This window comes from Acinetobacter sp. YH12105 (assembly GCF_013419095.1).
Taxonomy (GTDB): Bacteria; Pseudomonadota; Gammaproteobacteria; order Pseudomonadales; family Moraxellaceae; genus Acinetobacter; species Acinetobacter pseudolwoffii.
Genome location: NZ_VPAU01000010.1, coordinates 49272 through 66868, shown reverse-complemented (window position 1 = coordinate 66868; position 17597 = coordinate 49272). Strand labels below are relative to the sequence as shown.

At 45.4% G+C, this 17597-nt stretch carries 14 protein-coding genes and 2 tRNA genes; 8 read left to right on the top strand and 8 right to left on the bottom strand.

Annotation, left to right across the window (positions count from 1 at the left end; translation table 11 throughout):
* Positions 1–365: 365 nt before the first annotated feature.
* The 3 genes from uvrA to tenA form a co-directional block, all read right to left on the bottom strand.
* Complete coding sequence (uvrA, locus tag FTU44_RS08940; protein ID WP_180050206.1) at positions 366–3197, bottom strand: excinuclease ABC subunit UvrA; 2832 nt, start codon at positions 3195–3197, stop codon at positions 366–368.
* A gap of 181 nt (positions 3198–3378) precedes the next feature.
* Entirely contained in the window at positions 3379–3747 is a 369-nt protein-coding gene (locus FTU44_RS08935; RefSeq protein WP_180050203.1) for a hypothetical protein, read from the bottom strand.
* A 223-nt stretch (positions 3748–3970) separates the two neighbouring features.
* Complete coding sequence (tenA, locus tag FTU44_RS08930; protein WP_159138373.1) at positions 3971–4642, bottom strand: thiaminase II; 672 nt, start codon at positions 4640–4642, stop codon at positions 3971–3973.
* Between the two features lie 222 nt (positions 4643–4864).
* Between tenA and FTU44_RS08925 the strand changes: the two genes are divergently transcribed.
* From FTU44_RS08925 to ahpC, 4 genes are all read left to right on the top strand, one after another.
* Positions 4865–5953 (top strand): DUF475 domain-containing protein, encoded by a 1089-nt coding sequence (locus FTU44_RS08925; RefSeq protein WP_159138372.1) that lies wholly within the window; start codon positions 4865–4867, stop codon positions 5951–5953.
* 153 nt (positions 5954–6106) lie between these two features.
* Positions 6107–7471 (top strand): MFS transporter, encoded by a 1365-nt coding sequence (locus FTU44_RS08920; protein ID WP_179999592.1) that lies wholly within the window; start codon positions 6107–6109, stop codon positions 7469–7471.
* A gap of 51 nt (positions 7472–7522) precedes the next feature.
* Positions 7523–8113, top strand: coding sequence for a single-stranded DNA-binding protein (gene ssb / locus FTU44_RS08915; protein WP_005095120.1), 591 nt, complete (start codon positions 7523–7525; stop codon positions 8111–8113).
* A 329-nt stretch (positions 8114–8442) separates the two neighbouring features.
* Complete coding sequence (gene ahpC / locus FTU44_RS08910; RefSeq protein ID WP_005095146.1) at positions 8443–9006, top strand: alkyl hydroperoxide reductase subunit C; 564 nt, start codon at positions 8443–8445, stop codon at positions 9004–9006.
* A gap of 81 nt (positions 9007–9087) precedes the next feature.
* Here the strand turns inward: ahpC and FTU44_RS08905 are convergent, their stop codons facing one another.
* The gene (locus FTU44_RS08905; protein ID WP_179999594.1) at positions 9088–10011 is read right to left on the bottom strand and encodes a LysR substrate-binding domain-containing protein; all 924 of its coding nucleotides are present in this window, start codon (positions 10009–10011) and stop codon (positions 9088–9090) included.
* 143 nt (positions 10012–10154) lie between these two features.
* Positions 10155–10781 (bottom strand): isochorismate family cysteine hydrolase YcaC, encoded by a 627-nt coding sequence (gene ycaC / locus FTU44_RS08900; RefSeq protein WP_074383893.1) that lies wholly within the window; start codon positions 10779–10781, stop codon positions 10155–10157.
* A 308-nt stretch (positions 10782–11089) separates the two neighbouring features.
* Between ycaC and FTU44_RS08895 the strand changes: the two genes are divergently transcribed.
* The 3 genes from FTU44_RS08895 to FTU44_RS08885 all read left to right on the top strand — a co-directional run bounded on the left by FTU44_RS08895 (position 11090) and on the right by FTU44_RS08885 (position 14542).
* Positions 11090–11968, top strand: a complete 879-nt coding sequence (locus FTU44_RS08895; RefSeq protein ID WP_005095152.1) for a pirin family protein — start codon at positions 11090–11092, stop codon at positions 11966–11968.
* Between the two features lie 414 nt (positions 11969–12382).
* The gene (locus FTU44_RS08890; protein WP_005173177.1) at positions 12383–13690 is read left to right on the top strand and encodes an FAD-dependent oxidoreductase; all 1308 of its coding nucleotides are present in this window, start codon (positions 12383–12385) and stop codon (positions 13688–13690) included.
* Between the two features lie 3 nt (positions 13691–13693).
* Positions 13694–14542: a cyclopropane-fatty-acyl-phospholipid synthase family protein gene (locus tag FTU44_RS08885; protein WP_100356958.1), complete on the top strand. Its 849-nt coding sequence runs from the start codon at positions 13694–13696 to the stop codon at positions 14540–14542.
* A gap of 89 nt (positions 14543–14631) precedes the next feature.
* On the opposite strand, the gene FTU44_RS08880 is transcribed toward FTU44_RS08885, so the two are convergent.
* The 3 genes from FTU44_RS08880 to FTU44_RS08870 all read right to left on the bottom strand — a co-directional run bounded on the left by FTU44_RS08880 (position 14632) and on the right by FTU44_RS08870 (position 15595).
* Positions 14632–14707: transfer RNA gene (locus tag FTU44_RS08880), tRNA-Thr, on the bottom strand.
* A gap of 203 nt (positions 14708–14910) precedes the next feature.
* On the bottom strand, positions 14911–15138 hold the full coding sequence (locus FTU44_RS08875; RefSeq protein WP_179999596.1) for a hypothetical protein: 228 nt from the start codon (positions 15136–15138) through the stop codon (positions 14911–14913).
* Between the two features lie 366 nt (positions 15139–15504).
* Positions 15505–15595: transfer RNA gene (locus FTU44_RS08870), tRNA-Ser, on the bottom strand.
* Positions 15596–15716: 121 nt separating this feature from the next.
* Here FTU44_RS08870 and FTU44_RS08865 point away from each other — a divergent pair.
* Positions 15717–17597 (top strand): potassium transporter Kup, encoded by a 1881-nt coding sequence (locus FTU44_RS08865; RefSeq protein WP_179999598.1) that lies wholly within the window; start codon positions 15717–15719, stop codon positions 17595–17597.

Here is a 17597-nt window from a genome sequence, read left to right as displayed (position 1 = left end):
TGCACAAAAGTAGCCAAATGCATTTGTTCGAATGATGCTAAGTCCCTTTAGCACAGTCAAACGGGCAACATCCATGTTGCCAGTCATGTGATTTAATTTGGATGATCTTTAGCCTTAAGTTGACCATGTTCATGCCAAATTATTTCCAATGCATCAGACTAAAAAGACGCATGAAAACTGGCAGCCAATTCATTCTTCAATAGATAAGTATTTTGATGCCTATGAAGGTTATATCTCATCTCATGATGCTAAAAAGGTAGATGATCAAATATTGGCACAATTGGCTGAAGAAATATCGTTCAATAGGATCATGAAAAATAAAAAGCCCTCCTTGATAAAAGAAGGGCTGATAAATCTTGTATAGCTTATTTCAACAACGGCTTCAAAAATTTACCCGTATGTGATGCTTTCACTTTCACGACTTGTTCAGGCGTACCTTCCGCGACAATCATACCGCCACCCGAACCACCTTCAGGTCCCAAATCTACCACCCAGTCAGCAGTTTTAATCACATCCAGATTATGCTCAATCACCACAATGGTATTACCCTTATCACGTAGCTGATGCAGGATGTCCAGCAGCTTGGCAATATCATGGAAATGCAGACCCGTAGTCGGTTCATCCAGAATATACAGGGTTTGACCGGTATCGCGTTTGGCCAGTTCACGTGCCAGTTTGACACGCTGTGCTTCACCACCGGAAAGCGTGGTCGCAGACTGACCCAGACGGATATAACCCAAACCGACCTGATGCAATGTTTCCAGACGACGGTGAATGACGGGAATGGCGTCAAAGAAATGCATGGCATCTTCAACGGTCATCTGCAAGACATCGGAAATATTCTTGCCCTTATAGTTCACTTCCAGCGTTTCACGATTATAACGTTTGCCATGGCAGGCATCACACGGTACATACATATCCGGCAGGAAATGCATCGCCACCTTGATCATGCCGTCGCCTTCACAGGCTTCACAGCGCCCACCTTTCACGTTAAACGAGAAACGACCCGCAGCATAACCACGTGCTTTGGCTTCCGGAGTTTGTGAAAACAGTTCACGAATCGGGGTAAATAAACCGGTATAAGTGGCCGGATTGGAACGTGGGGTTCGTCCAATCGGACTCTGGTCAATATCGACGACTTTGTCGAGGAACTGCAAGCCATCAATCGATTCAAACTTTTCCGATGTTAAAGTGGTTGCACCATTCAGTTGGGTCGCCGCCAAAGGTAACAATGTCCGGTTAATCAAGGTCGATTTACCCGAACCCGATACCCCGGTAACACAAGTCATAATGCCCAAAGGAATGGTCAGATCGACTTTTTTCAGGTTATGCCCAGATGCACCCATCAGCTTGATCTGTTCTTCAGGTTTAGGTGGCTGAATCCGTTTTTTCGGCACTTCAATTTTTAACTTGCCAGATAAATATTGTCCGGTCAGCGAGTCAGGATTGGCCAGAATTTCATCATAAGTCCCTTCAGCAATCACATGTCCACCATGTACACCTGCACCCGGGCCAATATCAATAATATGATCGGCGGCACGAATTGCATCTTCATCATGCTCGACCACCAAGACGGTATTACCCAAGTCTCGCAGACGGATCAGGGTTTGCAGCAGACGGTCATTGTCACGCTGATGCAGACCAATTGAAGGCTCATCCAGCACATACATCACGCCCATCAGGCCGGCACCAATCTGGGAAGCCAGACGAATACGCTGTGCTTCACCGCCCGACAATGTTTCGGCAGAACGCGACAGGCTGAGATAATTCAGACCGACTGAGACCAGGAAGTGCAGACGTTCACGGATTTCCTTGAAAATCTTATCGGCGATTTCTCCGCGTGCGCCTTCCAGGTTAATGTCCTGATAATAGCTTTCGGCATCACCAATCGACATGCGGGTAATGTCGGCAATGGTCTTGTCCAGAATTTTCACATTCCGCGAGATTTCATTCAGCCGTGAACCATCACAGGCATCGCAGGCAGCATTGGACAGATACTGCGCCAGATCATCACGCACATAATTACTTTCAGTTTCACGGTAGCGGCGTTCCAGATGCGGCAAAATCCCTTCAAACGGAATCACCCGATTATGACGACGGCCACGCTCATCGATATAACTCAGATCAATTTTTTCTTTGCCGGTGCCGTACAGGAATTTTTTCTTGATGTCGGCATCCAGTTCATTCCACGGCGTTTCTAAAGAAAAATCAAAATGCTCGGCGACTTTCTGGATCATGCCGTAATAATAAGGACGCTGACGATCCCAGCCACGAATCGCACCCTGACTGACACTGACTTCAGGATTGGGAATCAGTTTATCGGCACTAAAATGACTGCGGGTGCCGAGTCCATCACAGACCGGACAGGCACCAAAAGGGTTATTGAACGAGAATAAACGCGGTTCCAGTTCGGCGACAGCACGGTCACATTCCGGGCAGGAATGCTTGGCAGAAAATACCCGATCATCATGTTCATCCTTCATCCAGGATAAAATCGCAATATCGCCACCGAGGCGCAGCGCAGTTTCAAAACTTTCTGCAATACGGTTACCCAGATCATCACGGACTTTAAAGCGGTCGACCACGACTTCAATGGTATGTTTTTTCTTTTTGTCCAGTTCTGGTGGTGGATCAATTTCCATGATCTCGCCATCGACACGGGCACGGACAAAACCCTGACTCTGCAGCTGTTCAAACAAGGCTGTATATTCGCCCTTACGTTCGCGCACGACCGGTGCTAACAATAACAGAGCAGTGCCTTCTTCCAGTGCTTTGACTGCATCGACCATTTCAGTGACTGTTTGTGCCACCATTGGCAGGTCATGTTCCGGACAGAACGGTGTACCGACACGTGCATACAGTAAACGTAAATAGTCGTAAATTTCGGTAATGGTTCCCACGGTAGAGCGTGGGTTATGACTGGTCGATTTCTGCTCGATGGCGATGGCTGGACTCAAGCCCTCAATCGAATCGACTTCCGGTTTTTCCATTTGGGAGAGGAACTGGCGGGCATAGGCAGACAGCGATTCCACATAACGGCGCTGACCTTCGGCATATAAGGTATCAAAGGCAAGCGAGGACTTACCTGAACCAGACAGTCCCGTAATCACCACAAACTTGTCGCGTGGTATATCAAGGTTCACATTTTTCAGGTTATGGGTACGTGCGCCTCGAATACGGATGTGGCTTTGGCTCATGCAAGGATCCTAGAATATTCATCAAAAACCCTTATATGATACCGGATGAAAAATGTTCAAGTGCAAATAAAAGTATTTTAAACGTCAAGTTATGTCGGTGATTGGTCAATTCATCACAACATTAAGAAACACAACAGTCGATTGTCTAAATCTTCACAATCATCATGTACAAGCTAAATACCTAGCAAGCCACTGTATAGTGGCGTTCAAAGATAGACTCGATCTCTTCAAAGCAGCGGTCACGTGGCACATCATGATGCAAACGTGCATAAAAATTGACTTCATTTTCCAGAATGTAAAGAAAGTCCTCATAGTCTTTTTGGAAAAAATCCAGGTCAAGCAAATCGTTACGTTGCGCCTGATGACAGCGATACTTTTCAATAAATTTCAGTAAATGTTTCTGAATATGCGTGTTGGTGTGATAGATCAGATAAATCGCTGCCGAACCACAATCTGGACAGCCTTGTTCCAGATAGATTTCTTCATTGTTGAACCAGCAACATTGCAGGGTAAAAAATGCCCGAATCGCTTCGGTGCCTAAAGTGTCCATATTATCTGCCTCTTTCCGGGTTTGATTTTATTAATTGATAATTATTCTTAATTATTGTTCGGCAATTTTGGGCTTATATCTAGATCTAGCGTACCAGCCCGTTCTATCCTTGTTTTTTCAGACTAAGCCGTTTTTATGATGGGTTTATGACAGCAGAAATTTTTTTGAACGGCTATGACAAAAAAAGCCCTGTCTTAAACAGGGCCTTTTTTATTCGTCTGTCTTATTCATCCAGACCAGGCCACTGGCGTTGCTCAAAGGCACTGTCCCAGAATAACCATTCCAGACGGGCAGCATGGGTATAAGCTGCATGCATTTTTTCTAGTGTATCGGCATCGACACGCGCCGCAACACGGTCAACGGTCGCAATCACATTACGCACTGCAGTATGGAACTCTTCTCCTGAATAGGTATCCACCCAAGCTTGATACGGATTATTCGGCGCAGAGTTATCGACAATATCTTTACCAACTTCGGCATAAATCCAGAAACAAGGCAGCAACGAGGCCAGCACCACCGGGTAGCTTTCTGACCAGGCGGTTGAAGTCAGGTAAGAGGTATAGTGATGACATGCCAGAGTTAGCGGGGTATTTTCAAACTGCTCTTTGCTAATACCAAAATCCTGCATAAAGCCATCATGCAGGCTACGTTCCACTACAATTGCAATTTTGGCTGCCTCGGCAAACTGGATCACATCGTCCGCTTCAAAAGCTTTGGCGGCACACACGGCCAGTGCACGGCCATAGGCCAGTAAATAATGCGCATCCTGAATTACATAATGACTAAAGGCTTCACGGCTTAAAGTACCTTGCGCCAGTTGCTGATTAAAGGGCAGGGCCAGGGTCTTCTGATAAAGCCCGAGATTACGTTGCCATAGCTCTTGTGAAAAACTCATGCTGAAAATCCTTCGCAGTTCAAGTTAAACCATGCGGCACTATAGCAAAGATCGGGCTGTTTAAAAGATCGGCAAATTTTAAAAACAGAAAATAAGATAAAACAGCTCAGGAAGTGCTTTGGTTTATGCGCTAAAAGTTTCATAATTAGCTTAACTTTTCCTATTCGTATTGCTGCTCTTTCGCAGCCATACATTTATTTAATTTATCCAAGGTCGTTGTGTATGTTGAAACATTTTGGTTTCTCGATTGCATTTTCGATCGTGTGTCTTGGTTTGTCTGCGTATTGGGGTTATACCCATGGTCCTGAAGCAGGCCTGCAAACCATGCTCACAGCGCTAACCATCACCGCTATTCTGGCGATTATGGAAGTGTCGTTGTCCTTTGATAACGCGGTTGTTAATGCCTCAGTCCTACGGGGTTGGGATCATTTCTGGAAAATGCTGTTCCTGACAGTCGGTATTCTGATTGCAGTCTTCGGGATGCGTCTGATCTTCCCGGTGGTCATTGTAGCAGTGACTGCAGACCTGGGCTTTATGGAAGTGGTACGTCTGGCCCTGAATGATCCAAAAGAATATTCAGCCCGTCTCATGGCGCATCATCCAGAAATTGCAGCTTTTGGTGGGGCATTCCTGTTGATGGTATTCCTGAACTTCTTCCTGGATGAAGAAAAAGACACGCACTGGTTCAGACGGGTAGAACGCCGTCTGTCCAATCTGGCCAATGTGCCGGCGATGTCGGTGTTTATTGCACTGGTGGCCTTGTTAATCATGGCAGCCAATGTCGATGAAGCCAAGCGTCTGGCAGTGACCATGGCCGGGATCTGGGGTATCGTGATTTATATCGGGGTGCAGGTTCTCAGTCATATGCTCGGCGGTGAACCGGAAGTCGATGAAGAAGGCAATGCGATTCGTCATGATGAAAATGGTGTACCGACGGGTGTAGTGAAAGCCGGTATTGGTGGTTTCCTGTATTTAGAAGTTCTGGATGCCTCATTCAGTTTTGATGGCGTGATCGGTGCCTTTGCGATTACCTCAGACGTGGTTATCATCATGCTGGGTCTGGCAATTGGTGCGATCTTTGTGCGTTCCATGACCATTTATCTGGTCGAACAGGGCACATTGGATGCCTATATCTATCTGGAACACGGAGCGCATTATGCGATTGGTGCACTGGCCTTTATTATGATTGCCAGCGGAACCGGTCTGCATGTACCAGAAGTGGTTACCGGTCTGATCGGTGTCGCCTTCATTGTCTGGGCAGTGATCGCTTCAATCCAGTATAAAAAGCGTCAGGCCATCTTGGAAAAATAAAGCGCTGTACCTGATTGAAAAGCGTAGCTCCGGCTGCGCTTTTTCATTTTTAGATCGGCATCATCTTTATTTCAAATAAAATTCATGTCTTCTTCCTGAGCTGAATGTCCTATAATCTGGGCTCCAGATTAATTAACCCAATCGCCATAACTTATGATGAATGCTTTAGAACGTCGTTCAACCTTTGCCCTGAGCAGTATTTTTGCACTGCGCATGTTGGGGTTGTTTATGATTATCCCGGTGTTTTCTGTGGCAGGGCAGGCCTATGACGATGCAACGCCTGCACTGATCGGTTTGGCGGTCGGGGTCTATGGTTTGACTCAGGCCTTATTACAGATACCATTTAGCCTGATTGCAGACCGCTACAGCCGTAAGCCTTTGATTGTTTTAGGACTGCTGCTGTTTGCCTTGGGTGGTGCGATTGCAGCCATGTCTGACAGCATTTATGGCGTGATTATCGGTCGTGCCATTGCCGGTGGTGGCGCAGTATCCGCTGTCGTCATGGCCTTGCTGGCCGATGTCACGCGTGAAGAAAACCGCATGAAAGCCATGGCAATCATGGGCATGAGTATTGGTCTGTCTTTTGTGGTGGCATTTAGTCTCGGGCCTTGGCTGACAGGTCTGGTTGGCATTTCGGGATTGTTCTGGGTTACTACGGTGATGGGATTGGCTGCCATTGCGATGCTGTTTATGGTGCCTAAAGTCACGCGGCATCATAAAAACTTTCAACAGGGTTATCTGACCCAACTGAAACAGGTGCTCCAGATTGGCGATCTGAATCGTCTGCATGTATCTGTGTTTACCCTGCATTTATTGCTCACAGCCATGTTTATTTATGTGCCTTCGCAGCTGATCGAGTTTGCAGATCTGCCGCTTTCCAGTCATGGCTTGGTCTATTTACCCCTGTTGGTGCTAAGTCTGTTCTTTGCTTTTCCGAGTATCATTCTGGCAGAAAAATACCACAAAATGCGCGCGATTTTTCTGGTGGCGATTAGCGGTATTATTCTGGGTTTAATGGTGATGGTCTTTGGTTTTGAATCCAAATATATCTTGCTCATTGGCCTGGGCCTGTTCTTTATTGCCTTTAACGTGATGGAGGCCTTATTGCCTTCCTGGCTGTCTAAAGCTGCACCGATCCAGTCTAAAGCGACGGCAATGGGCGTGAATGCCAGCAGCCAGTTTTTGGGTGCCTTCTTTGGTGGGATGATCGGTGGTCAATTGTTGCTGCTCAATAATACCTCGATGGGCTGGAGTATCCTGACCGGGATCGCGATAATCTGGCTGCTGATGAGTTTTGGTCTGGCTCAGCCGCGTTATCTGTCCTCATTGGTACTGCGATTGCCGGAAAGCAGACAAACTGACGAATGGACTTCTCAGCTTTTGGCGATTCGTGGTATTGAAGAAGTCGTGGTGATGGCTGAACAGCAAGTTGCCTATATAAAAGTCGATAAACAGCAGATTGATGATGCTTCGCGACAACAATTAACGCACTTGTTAGGTAAAGAGGTAGCCATTTAAGCATAACTCTTATAAAGTAAAATACAGAAATATATAGGAAGTAAACAGCAAATGCGTGGTGTAAATAAAGTCATTTTAGTGGGTACTTTGGGTAAAGATCCGGAAACCAAAACTTTTGCAAATGGTGGTTCTCTCACTCAATTTTCGATCGCCACTAGCGATTCGTGGACAGATAAAAGTACCGGTGAACGTAAAGAACAAACGGAATGGCACCGTATCGTGTTGCATAACCGTTTAGGCGAAATTGCGCAGCAATATCTGCGTAAAGGTTCTAAAGTATATATTGAAGGTTCATTACGTACCCGTCAGTGGACTGATCAAAATGGTCAGGAGCGCTATACAACGGAAATCCGTGGTGATCAAATGCAGATGCTGGACTCGAATCGTTCACAAGGCGAGCAGGGCGACAACAGTTTTAACCAGCCACGTTTTAATAACAATAATCAGGCGAGTAACAACCAAAGTGGCGGTTACGGCAATAATCCGCAGTCGGGTTATGGTTCAGCGCCGCAGCAAGGCGGTTTCAACAACAATCAGGGTGGCGGTTATGGCAACAATAACCCGAGTGGTTTTGCACCGAAATCTGCACCTGCACCAACAGCAGCGCCTGCAGCTGATTTAGATGATGATCTTCCGTTTTAACTTATCAGAACGGTAAATCTTCATCCAAGACCCACCTGAATCCGGTGGGTTTTTTATGTCTTGAATTTGCTTTGTTTAGTTTGGATAGAGCTCAGAGCTTTATCATTGCTAATCTAAGTTGCAAAAAATTATATTTCAACTGCTCGGCTTATGTTCAAAATTCTAGGCTCCATATTGAGCAAATCAATCAGATCAGTAATTCTCATAGAAATCTTAAATCTAGAAAAGCGATTATTTTTATAAAAACTTACGGTTTTACCTATTTAAAAAATTTTCGTATTCTATCTTCATCGAATGAACAATCTCACCAATATACGAGGAAAGGTCTCATGAGTTTAATCAATACTGAAATCAAACCATTCAACGCCACTGCTTACCACAAGGGTCAATTTGTGGAAGTGTCCGAGCAGGACATGAAAGGTAAATGGTCGGTTGTATTCTTCTATCCTGCTGACTTTACTTTTGTTTGTCCAACTGAATTAGGCGATCTTGCTGATCAATATGCTGAATTCCAGAAAATGGGCGTAGAAATTTATGGTGTATCAACCGATACGCACTTCACCCATAAAGCTTGGCATGATACCTCTGACGTAATTGGTAAAATCCAGTACCCAATGATCGGCGACCCAACCTGGACTTTGGCGAAAAACTTTGAAGTATTGATTGAAGCTGAAGGTCTGGCAGATCGTGGTACTTTCGTGATCGATCCAGAAGGTAAAATCCAGATCGTTGAAATCAATGCCGGTGGTATTGGTCGTGATGCAGCTGAACTGCTTCGCAAAGTGAAAGCAGCGCAATATGTACACGCTCACCCAGGTGAAGTATGTCCTGCGAAATGGAAAGAAGGCGAAGCAACTCTTGCTCCTTCAATTGACTTAGTGGGTAAAATCTAATTCGCTCACTTTATTTCAAAGCAAAAAATCCAGCACTCAGTGCTGGATTTTTTTATTGGCTGCTCAACATGAAAGCACAATTCAAATGGTATAGCCCTGATGGCCTTCTGCCCGGGCACGTAAGCCCTCGACCAGATGCTCAATCAGTTTTTCCATCACCAGACGCTGACCTTTGCGTGAGGCATAGACCAGTTGTACGGTTCCCATATTGGAACACCAGTCTGGCAGCAGATGGATCAGGCGACCAGCTTTGAGATCTGCTTCCACGGTTAACAAGGGTAGATCGGCAATACCCAGGCCATCCAGGGCAGAATAGTATACGCCGGCCAGGTCATTGCTTTTGATGCGGGGTTCTAGGGGGATATCCATCTGTTCATGACTGTCGATACGATGCAGATGCCATTGATAGTGGTTTTTCTGCGTGCCTAAAACGATGGTCGGAAAGTCATTGATCTCAGTGGGGTAGTGTATCGAACGGCCTTGCAACAGCTCCGGACTGGCAACCAGACAATGCGTGGTTTTAGTCACATCGCGAACGACAATGCTGGAATCTTCATTGGCTTCAAAGTTGGTGCGGATTGCCAGGTCAATCTCATCATGCAGCACATCGACACGCCGGCTGGTAATTTCCATTTCTACCTGAACCTTGGGATAAGTCTTGAGGAATTCATTCAGCAGGCTGCGGATCTGGTAGCGCATCATCACCGAAGGACAACTCAGCTTGACCAGGCCTTGTGGTTCACTTTTCTGCTTGAGCAAGACATTACGGGCACATTCCACCTGTTGAATCAGCTTTTCGCATTCCTCAAAAAATTCCTGGCCCAGTGAGGTCACCTTAAAATGTCGGGTTGAGCGTTGAATCAGGGTGACATTGAAACGGGCTTCCAGCTCTAAAATACGTCGGCTGAGTTTGGATTTGGTGATTCCGGAGATGTCACTGGCTGCACTGAAGCCGCCATGCTTGACCACCAGATAAAAATAATAATAGTCATCAAAAGAATGCACCTTTCACCTCAATCGCCCTGCGTTCATACAATGCCCATCATAGGGGAAATCCGGGCCAGGCTAAACTGTTTCCAAGCCAGATTAATTTAATTGTTCCAACAAAAAGCGACCCGAAGGCCGCTTATTTTAGAGATGTGTATGGTTTATTTTTGGGCAGTATTCTGGTTATAGCTATTCATCAGGTTGCGGTAGTCAGGAATATGATTGCTGAACAGGCTGCCGAGACCTTCGATATCATTACGCCAGTCACGGTGCAGTTCACAAGCCAGACCAAACCAGGTCATCAGCTGTGCACCAGCCTGTGACATACGGTTCCATGCAGCATCACGTGTCAGGTGATTAAAGGTACCAGATGCATCTGTCACGATGAATACGTCAAATTCTTCTTCGAGTGCAGACAGCGCCGGGAAGGCGACACATACTTCAGTCACCACGCCAGCAATGATCAACTGTTTTTTACCCGTGGCTTTTACCGCTTTAACAAAATCTTCATTATCCCAGGCATTAATTTGCCCTGGACGAGCAATATAAGGTGCGTCCGGGAATAGCTCTTTCAGCTCAGGAACCAACGGACCATTTGGGCCTTGTTCGAAGCTGGTGGTCAAAATGGTCGGTAAATTGAAATATTTTGCTGCTGCCGCAAGCGCCAATACATTATTTTTGAATTTATCTGGGTCAATATCACGAACCAGTGACAACAAACCAGTCTGATGGTCTACAAGTAATACGGCTGCATTGTCTTTGTCTAAACGTACATAAGGTTTTGCCATTTCTCTGTTCCTCTCTATAAAATTAGCATCCCGTCTTGGATCAAACCCAGGCTGTTCCGGGACGTGGTGATTTTTATATTAGAGCTAAAAACAGGACAAAATAAGCCCAAATTCTGGGATAAATAATCTTAAAAATAGGATAATTAAAAATTTAGACCAAAATTTTAGTTTATTTGTGTTGAATTCGGGAAGTTAAAGCAGAGATTGTCTTATATATAAGATACTGTATTCCAGCTTAGGACTATCAGCGCATCTTGGCCCGGCATAAAATGGCTGCATGTTCATCCTATCGTAATAGGAGTTAAAAGATGAAAAAAGTAATTGGTGTTTACCGTAATCAAAACATGCATTGGGTCGGTGATGGCTTTCCGGTCAAAAATCTGTTTTCCTATGACCGTTTAGGTCAGGCGATCAGTCCGTTTTTGTTGCTGGATTATGCTGCGCCCTATCATTTTGATCCGACGACTGTACAACATGGCGTGGGTTCACATCCACATCGCGGTTTTGAAACAGTGACGTTAGCCTATCAGGGGGCAGTGACGCATCAAGATTCAAGTGGCGGTGGCGGCACGATTCAGGCAGGTGATGTGCAGTGGATGACCGCAGGCTCAGGTGTAGTCCATGAAGAATTTCATTCTCCAGATTTTGCCAAACATGGCGGTCTCTTTGAAATGGTACAGCTCTGGGTCAATCTGCCGGCCAAAGACAAGATGACCACACCACGTTATCAGGCGATCACTGCGGCAGCTATTCCGCGGATTGAAATGGATGAAGAGGCGGGGCATATCCGGGTGATTGCAGGTGAGTTTGCTGGTCATCAAGGTCCTGCTCATACTTTTAGTCCGATCAATGTCTGGGATGGTGAACTGAAAGCGGAATATGAAACCACATTACATATCCCTGCCGGGCATAATGCACTGTTAGTCGTGCTGAAGGGTGAGCTGGTGGTCAATGCGAGCCAGAAAGTCCTGGACAGCTCAATTATAATGTTTGCCCGTGATGGAGATCCGGCGATTCAGTTGCAAGCCTATCAGGATACCCAGTTTGTGTTACTGACAGGCGAGCCACTCAATGAGCCCATTCAAGGTTATGGCCCGTTTGTAATGAACAGCAAGGAAGAAATTATGCAGGCATTTCAAGAGTTTAATCAGGGTAAATTTGGTGAAATTGCGGTGCAGGCTGAATAGTACACCGAGCGGTTAAACAAAGAAGCCTCTGCTTTCGCAGAGGCTTTTATTTTATAAGGCGCTGTAGTTTCTTGTCGTTTTAAATAATTTACGCATAAACTCATCTTGGTGGAATCTGATGGGTTTATGGTTTTATTATGCTGTGAATCATAGGTTTTTCAAGGGCGTTTGTCAACCAAAGGTTATAAAAATGGTTAATTAAGATGTTTGTTTTTAAAGTGATTTTTCTGGTTATATGGAAAAAATATGAATAAAATCCTGAGTTTGGTGAATTTTGTAACCTGTTCAAAAAAATAGTGAAAAGCAGATTTTATCCCGTCCAATTGCCTTTACGAAAAACATATATTCTGGAAGATTTTAATAACCTGTTTGATTGGCGCATGGTACATAATTTCTGTAGTTTTTCAATGACGGATGATCAGTTTGGATATCGCAGTAATTGGTAGTGGCATGGCCGGACTGGCAACAGCCAGAATTCTCCAGGATGCAGGACATCACATCACGATTTTTGAAGCACTTCCAGGTCGTGGCATGGACAGTCATAGCCTTGAATTTGAAGGGGGGCTAATTGATGCACCTTTACGTGTGATGAATCCTTATCTGTGGAAAAACACCCTGAGTCTGGCCACGTATCTGGGCATTAAAACTTATCCGGTGCGTACCTATATGGCCTGCAGCTGGTTATTTGAAGATAAAACTGAAACCTGGCTGACCACATCGCGTAGCCGTATCGGCAATATTCCAATTATCAATAACCGTAAAGGCTTGCAGCAGTATGGCTGGCGTCTGGTCAAGGGCCTGTTGCAGCTCAAAGTGGCATTAACCAAATTTTTTAAGTCGAAAAATCAGGACATCAGCCTGGCAGAATTTATCAATCGCAATGAGATTGAAGAAGTGTTCTGGCATGGCGCCGTAATGCCGGTACTGTATACCATTTGTACCTGCAATCCGAAAACCATTGGTGAATGGCCGGCGAAACCTTTATTGATTTTCCTGCGTCAATTGACTGATGGCGATGCCTTACTACGCTTGCAAGGCGGAACACCGGCGCTGGTCGACAAACTGGTGGAAGGTATTCATATTGAAGATGGTTCAGCGATTACACTGGTTCAAGAGCAGGGCGATCAGGTCAAAGTTGAAAATGCGGCCGGTTATTCAAAACTGTTTGACCGGGTCATTGTCGCGACGCCAACCACTAAAATTGAGCAATTCCTGGATCCAACCCAGTTTGCCAGCGAAATTGAATTATTGAAGAAATTCAAATTCGAACAGGGCGAACTGGTGATTCATACCGATGCCAGCGTGATGCCGCCAAAACGTAAAGACTGGGCTGTGCTCAGCTATATGATGGATCGTAAGTTTACCCGTCAGCAATTTACAGTGTGGCTCAACTCGATTGAACCTTCTCTGGTCGGCAAGTCGGCAGTGTTCCAGACTTGGCGTCCGGTGACCGAGATTGACCCGAAAAAGGTGATTACCTCGGTCATGCTGACGCGTGCGGTGGTCGATGCCAATACCGTGGCGCTGAACAAGGAATTACAGCAGCGTCATCTGGAAGCCAATCGCAAAGTCTTTTTCTGCGGTTCATGGTCATGTGACGGTTTGCCCATTCTGGAATCGGCTGTGACCTCAGCGATGAAGATTGCGGAAATTTTCGGTGCGCCTTTACCGTTTCAGGGTTTAAAACCTGTGGTCGAGGTTGCTCCGCAACTGGGTTATTAATTGATGCAATGGCTTCAGGCATTGCGTCAGCGCTTTCCTCAGCATAAATATGCAATTCATGCAGCGGCGCTGGGGGATCAGGCGCAATTGCCCTGGAGTAATTTGGGCTATTGGCAGGCAGGACAGCAGGATTATGTTGCTGCCTGTCGCACGCTGGCCGATCAGCTCGCGCAGAGTGTCAATTTGAATTCAAAAGATAAATTGCTGGATCTGGGCTGTGGTCAGGGTGCAAGTTTATTGCACTGGCAACAGCACTACCGAGTGCAATATCTGGCCGGTGTCGAAGTACAAGCGGCTTGCGTGGCCACTATTCAGCAACATCTGCCAGAACTGAATGCCATCTATCAGGCCTCGTTTCTGCGTTTAAACGAATTACAATTTTCCCAGCGTTTTGATGTGGTGCTGTGTCTGGATGCAGCTTATCACAGTCCGGTTCCGTTACTTTTGCAACAAATCAGCAGTGTTTTAAAGCCAAATGCACGAATTGGTTTTCATCATCTGGTGTTATCGGAACGTTGGCAAAATTTGAATTCATTTCAAAAGCGTAAATATCAGCTGTTACTGAAATCTGCCGATATAAATTTAAAAGAATTAATGTCTGTTGGTGCACTGTATGCGTGTCTGGATCGTTTTGAATTTAAAAATATTCAGATTCAGGATCTATCCGAGCCGGTATTTTCTGGCTTTGCGGATTATGTACAAAAAACTTTGAATTCAAAACAAGCCGGTCATCATATTCAAGGCTCAGGCTTGGATCATTTTAAAATTCAAATGACAGCAAAGCTATGCCAAAAATTATATCAGGAAGGGATCGTGAGATATGTGCAGGTAACGGCACAATCGAAGGACTAAAACAGCGTAAGAAAACGTCGAAAAATTCAAGTTTGAAAAATACCAAGCCCAGAAACATCAAAGCCTCACTAAAAAGCGAGGCTAAGATATGGTGCCGGCACACGGATTCGAACTGTGGACCTACTGATTACAAGTCAGTTGCTCTACCAACTGAGCTATGCCGGCATGGTGGAGTGCATTTTACAGAAATTCATTCGCTACGCAAGCCAAAAAATAACCGTTCAAGCTATTTTGGTACGATTTACCGTTTTTCCGGTTCATTCTATCTAAACTGTCTTTTATCGAAAGATCAAGAAAACGCCCATATAGGCAGATATGGGCGAGGGTGAATGTACAGGGTTTAGTATGGGTCAATCGCTTAAAAGGGATTATCGCTTTTTTAGGATCTGGTCTAATTCTTGTGCACATTCCTCTAAAGTAAAGGCCATATCAAACTGCATTTGAGGTTTGAGTTCTTGAGCGAGGCTTCTCCACTGTTCGATGAGTCTCAGAGCTTTTTGAATTTTATGTTTATTGATGTCTTTGGCAATGGTTGGGGTATAACCGCCACGTTTTGCATTTTTGATCTGTTTTACATAGTTTGCGCTGTTATTCATGTTCGCTCTCCGAATAGCAGTGTATCTATTTAGCTTTAAGTTTAAATGGCTCGATCAATCCTGTATTTCTTTCTATTTTATGGTTTTTATTCTCCTCTCAGCACCTCTGTAGGCACCATAACATAGCTTTGATGACAATAGAATTAAGCTATTTTTATGCCAGTTTTTAAATTGAACCTAGAAAAGCACGGAAGCTTAAGAAAAATTTAAATATGGTGGAATAATCGTCTTAGAACAGCCATATTCCTTAGGTCATAGTAACTTTAATCATGGTGGTGATGGATTGTTTAATGATTCTAAGCAGATGCGAATTTGAATTTCAGGCAATAAAAAAACCCGAATCATGTGATTCGGGTTTTTAAATTCTGGCGGTGAGAGAGGGATTCGAACCCTCGAAACGCTATAAACGTTTACACACTTTCCAGGCGTGCTCCTTCAGCCACTCGGACACCTCACCATAGGCCGAGGATAATAGCGAAAAAAACCAGCTGTGCCAAGCTGAAACAATTGATTTGCAGAAAAACTTTTAATGTGGTGCTATGATTCGCAAAAATGCTTGTTAAAAACGAAGACAATATATGCAAAGCACTGCACAAAAAGCAGCTCTCCCGGTGATTACACTGGCTGCGCTTGGGGTCGTTTTCGGAGATATTGGCACCAGTCCACTGTATGCACTGCGCCAATGCTTCCTCACCGCACATCTCGCCATTAGCGAGGCCTCTGTACTCGGTATCCTGTCGCTGATTTTCTGGTGCATGATGCTCACCATCAGCTTTAAATATGTCACGGTCATCATGCGTGCCGATAACAACGGCGAAGGCGGAATCATGTCATTATTGGCATTAAATCTGCGTACCACACGAATTGCTGATCAAAAGAAAATTTTCCTGATTGCCTTGGGTTTTATTGGTGCATCGCTATTCTTTGGTGACGGTATTATTACTCCGGCAATTTCTGTGCTGTCTGCCATTGAAGGCTTGAGTATTGCGACACCTATTTTCAATCAATGGCTGGTACCGCTATCGATTGGAATTCTGGCGGGGCTGTTTATGGTGCAGCGCCACGGTACAGCCACCATGGGGAAATTTTTCGGGCCTTTAACCATGCTCTGGTTCCTGTCCATTGGCGGTTTTGGTTTGTGGAGCATTATCCAGACCCCGTCTGTCCTCTGGATGGTGAATCCGTACTGGGCATATCACTTTGTGGTTGATCAGCCCTACGTGGCTTTCCTGACCATGGGCGCGGTGATTCTGACCATGACCGGGGGGGAAGCAATTTATGCCGATATGGGGCATTTCGGTCGTCTGCCAATTCGTCTGGCTTGGTTTATTATTGTCTTGCCGTGTTTATTGCTGAATTATGCCGGACAGGGCGCATTGTTGCTGCGTAGTCCTGAAGCGCTGGCCAACCCTTTCTATATGCTGTTGCCGGACTGGGCCTTGTTCCCGATGATTGGACTGGCCACCGCAGCGGCGGTCATTGCCTCGCAGGCGGTGATTACCGGGGTATTTTCGATGGTCAATCAGGCCATTCAACTGCGTTATTTGCCGCGTCTATCGGTCAAGCATACCTCGGCAGTCGAACGTGGCCAGATTTATCTGCCCTTTATTAACTGGCTGCTGTTTATTTCGGTCTTGATCCTGATTTTACTGTTTGAAAATAGTGCCAATCTGGCCAGTGCTTATGGTGTTGCAGTGACCATGACCATGCTCTGCGGTACTATTCTGATCTCGATTCTGGCTTATGGTTTATGGCGTTGGCCGGTCTGGAAAGTGGCATTGTTTGCTGTGCCATTTTTGGCTCTGGATTTGGTCTTTGTAGCCTCAACTTCTTTAAAAATCACCTCGGGTGGCTGGGTGCCGATTCTGATTGGTGCCGTGCTGTTTACCATTTTGATGACCTGGAAAGATGGACGCGCTTTGGTTTTGAAGCGTCTGGAACAGGATGCCTTGCCGATTGATCTGTTTATTAAAAGTATCTCAATGGGGGAAGGTACCAAATATGTGCCAGGTGAGGCCATTTTCCTGACGGGTACACCAAATATTGTCCCGCATGCCATGCTGCATAATATCAAGCACAACAAAGTCTTGCATGAACGTAATATTATGCTCACGGTCATTACTCGTGATGTTCCCTTTGTAGCTAAGCAAGATCGGGTTGAACTGGAACAATTGAGTGAGCATTTTTATCGGGTATTTATCTATTATGGTTTTAAGGATCAGCCCAATATTCCAGTAGCTTTACAACAGGCTTATCGAAAATGGGGTTTTGAATATGATCTGATGCAGATCAGTTTCTTTATTTCACGTGAACGGATTATGCATACTGTGGGTGAGGGTATGGCACCGTGGCGGGAAAAACTGTTTATTTCCATGCAGCGCAATACCAGTCCGGTCAGTGATTTCTATCAGATTCCACCCAACCGTGTGGTCGAGCTGGGCACCCAGATTCAGATGTAA

Excerpts from the sequence above, each read along its gene's own strand:
- uvrA (WP_180050206.1), bottom strand. The coding sequence starts at position 3,197 with ATGAGCCAAAGCCACATCCGTATTCGAGGCGCACGTACCCATAACCTG.
- FTU44_RS08935 (WP_180050203.1), bottom strand. The coding sequence starts at position 3,747 with ATGGACACTTTAGGCACCGAAGCGATTCGGGCATTTTTTACCCTGCAA.
- tenA (WP_159138373.1), bottom strand. The coding sequence starts at position 4,642 with ATGAGTTTTTCACAAGAGCTATGGCAACGTAATCTCGGGCTTTATCAG.
- FTU44_RS08925 (WP_159138372.1), top strand. The coding sequence starts at position 4,865 with ATGTTGAAACATTTTGGTTTCTCGATTGCATTTTCGATCGTGTGTCTT.
- FTU44_RS08920 (WP_179999592.1), top strand. The coding sequence starts at position 6,107 with ATGATGAATGCTTTAGAACGTCGTTCAACCTTTGCCCTGAGCAGTATT.
- ssb (WP_005095120.1), top strand. The coding sequence starts at position 7,523 with ATGCGTGGTGTAAATAAAGTCATTTTAGTGGGTACTTTGGGTAAAGAT.
- ahpC (WP_005095146.1), top strand. The coding sequence starts at position 8,443 with ATGAGTTTAATCAATACTGAAATCAAACCATTCAACGCCACTGCTTAC.
- ycaC (WP_074383893.1), bottom strand. The coding sequence starts at position 10,781 with ATGGCAAAACCTTATGTACGTTTAGACAAAGACAATGCAGCCGTATTA.
- FTU44_RS08895 (WP_005095152.1), top strand. The coding sequence starts at position 11,090 with ATGAAAAAAGTAATTGGTGTTTACCGTAATCAAAACATGCATTGGGTC.
- FTU44_RS08890 (WP_005173177.1), top strand. The coding sequence starts at position 12,383 with ATGATCAGTTTGGATATCGCAGTAATTGGTAGTGGCATGGCCGGACTG.
- FTU44_RS08885 (WP_100356958.1), top strand. The coding sequence starts at position 13,694 with ATGCAATGGCTTCAGGCATTGCGTCAGCGCTTTCCTCAGCATAAATAT.
- FTU44_RS08875 (WP_179999596.1), bottom strand. The coding sequence starts at position 15,138 with ATGAATAACAGCGCAAACTATGTAAAACAGATCAAAAATGCAAAACGT.
- FTU44_RS08865 (WP_179999598.1), top strand. The coding sequence starts at position 15,717 with ATGCAAAGCACTGCACAAAAAGCAGCTCTCCCGGTGATTACACTGGCT.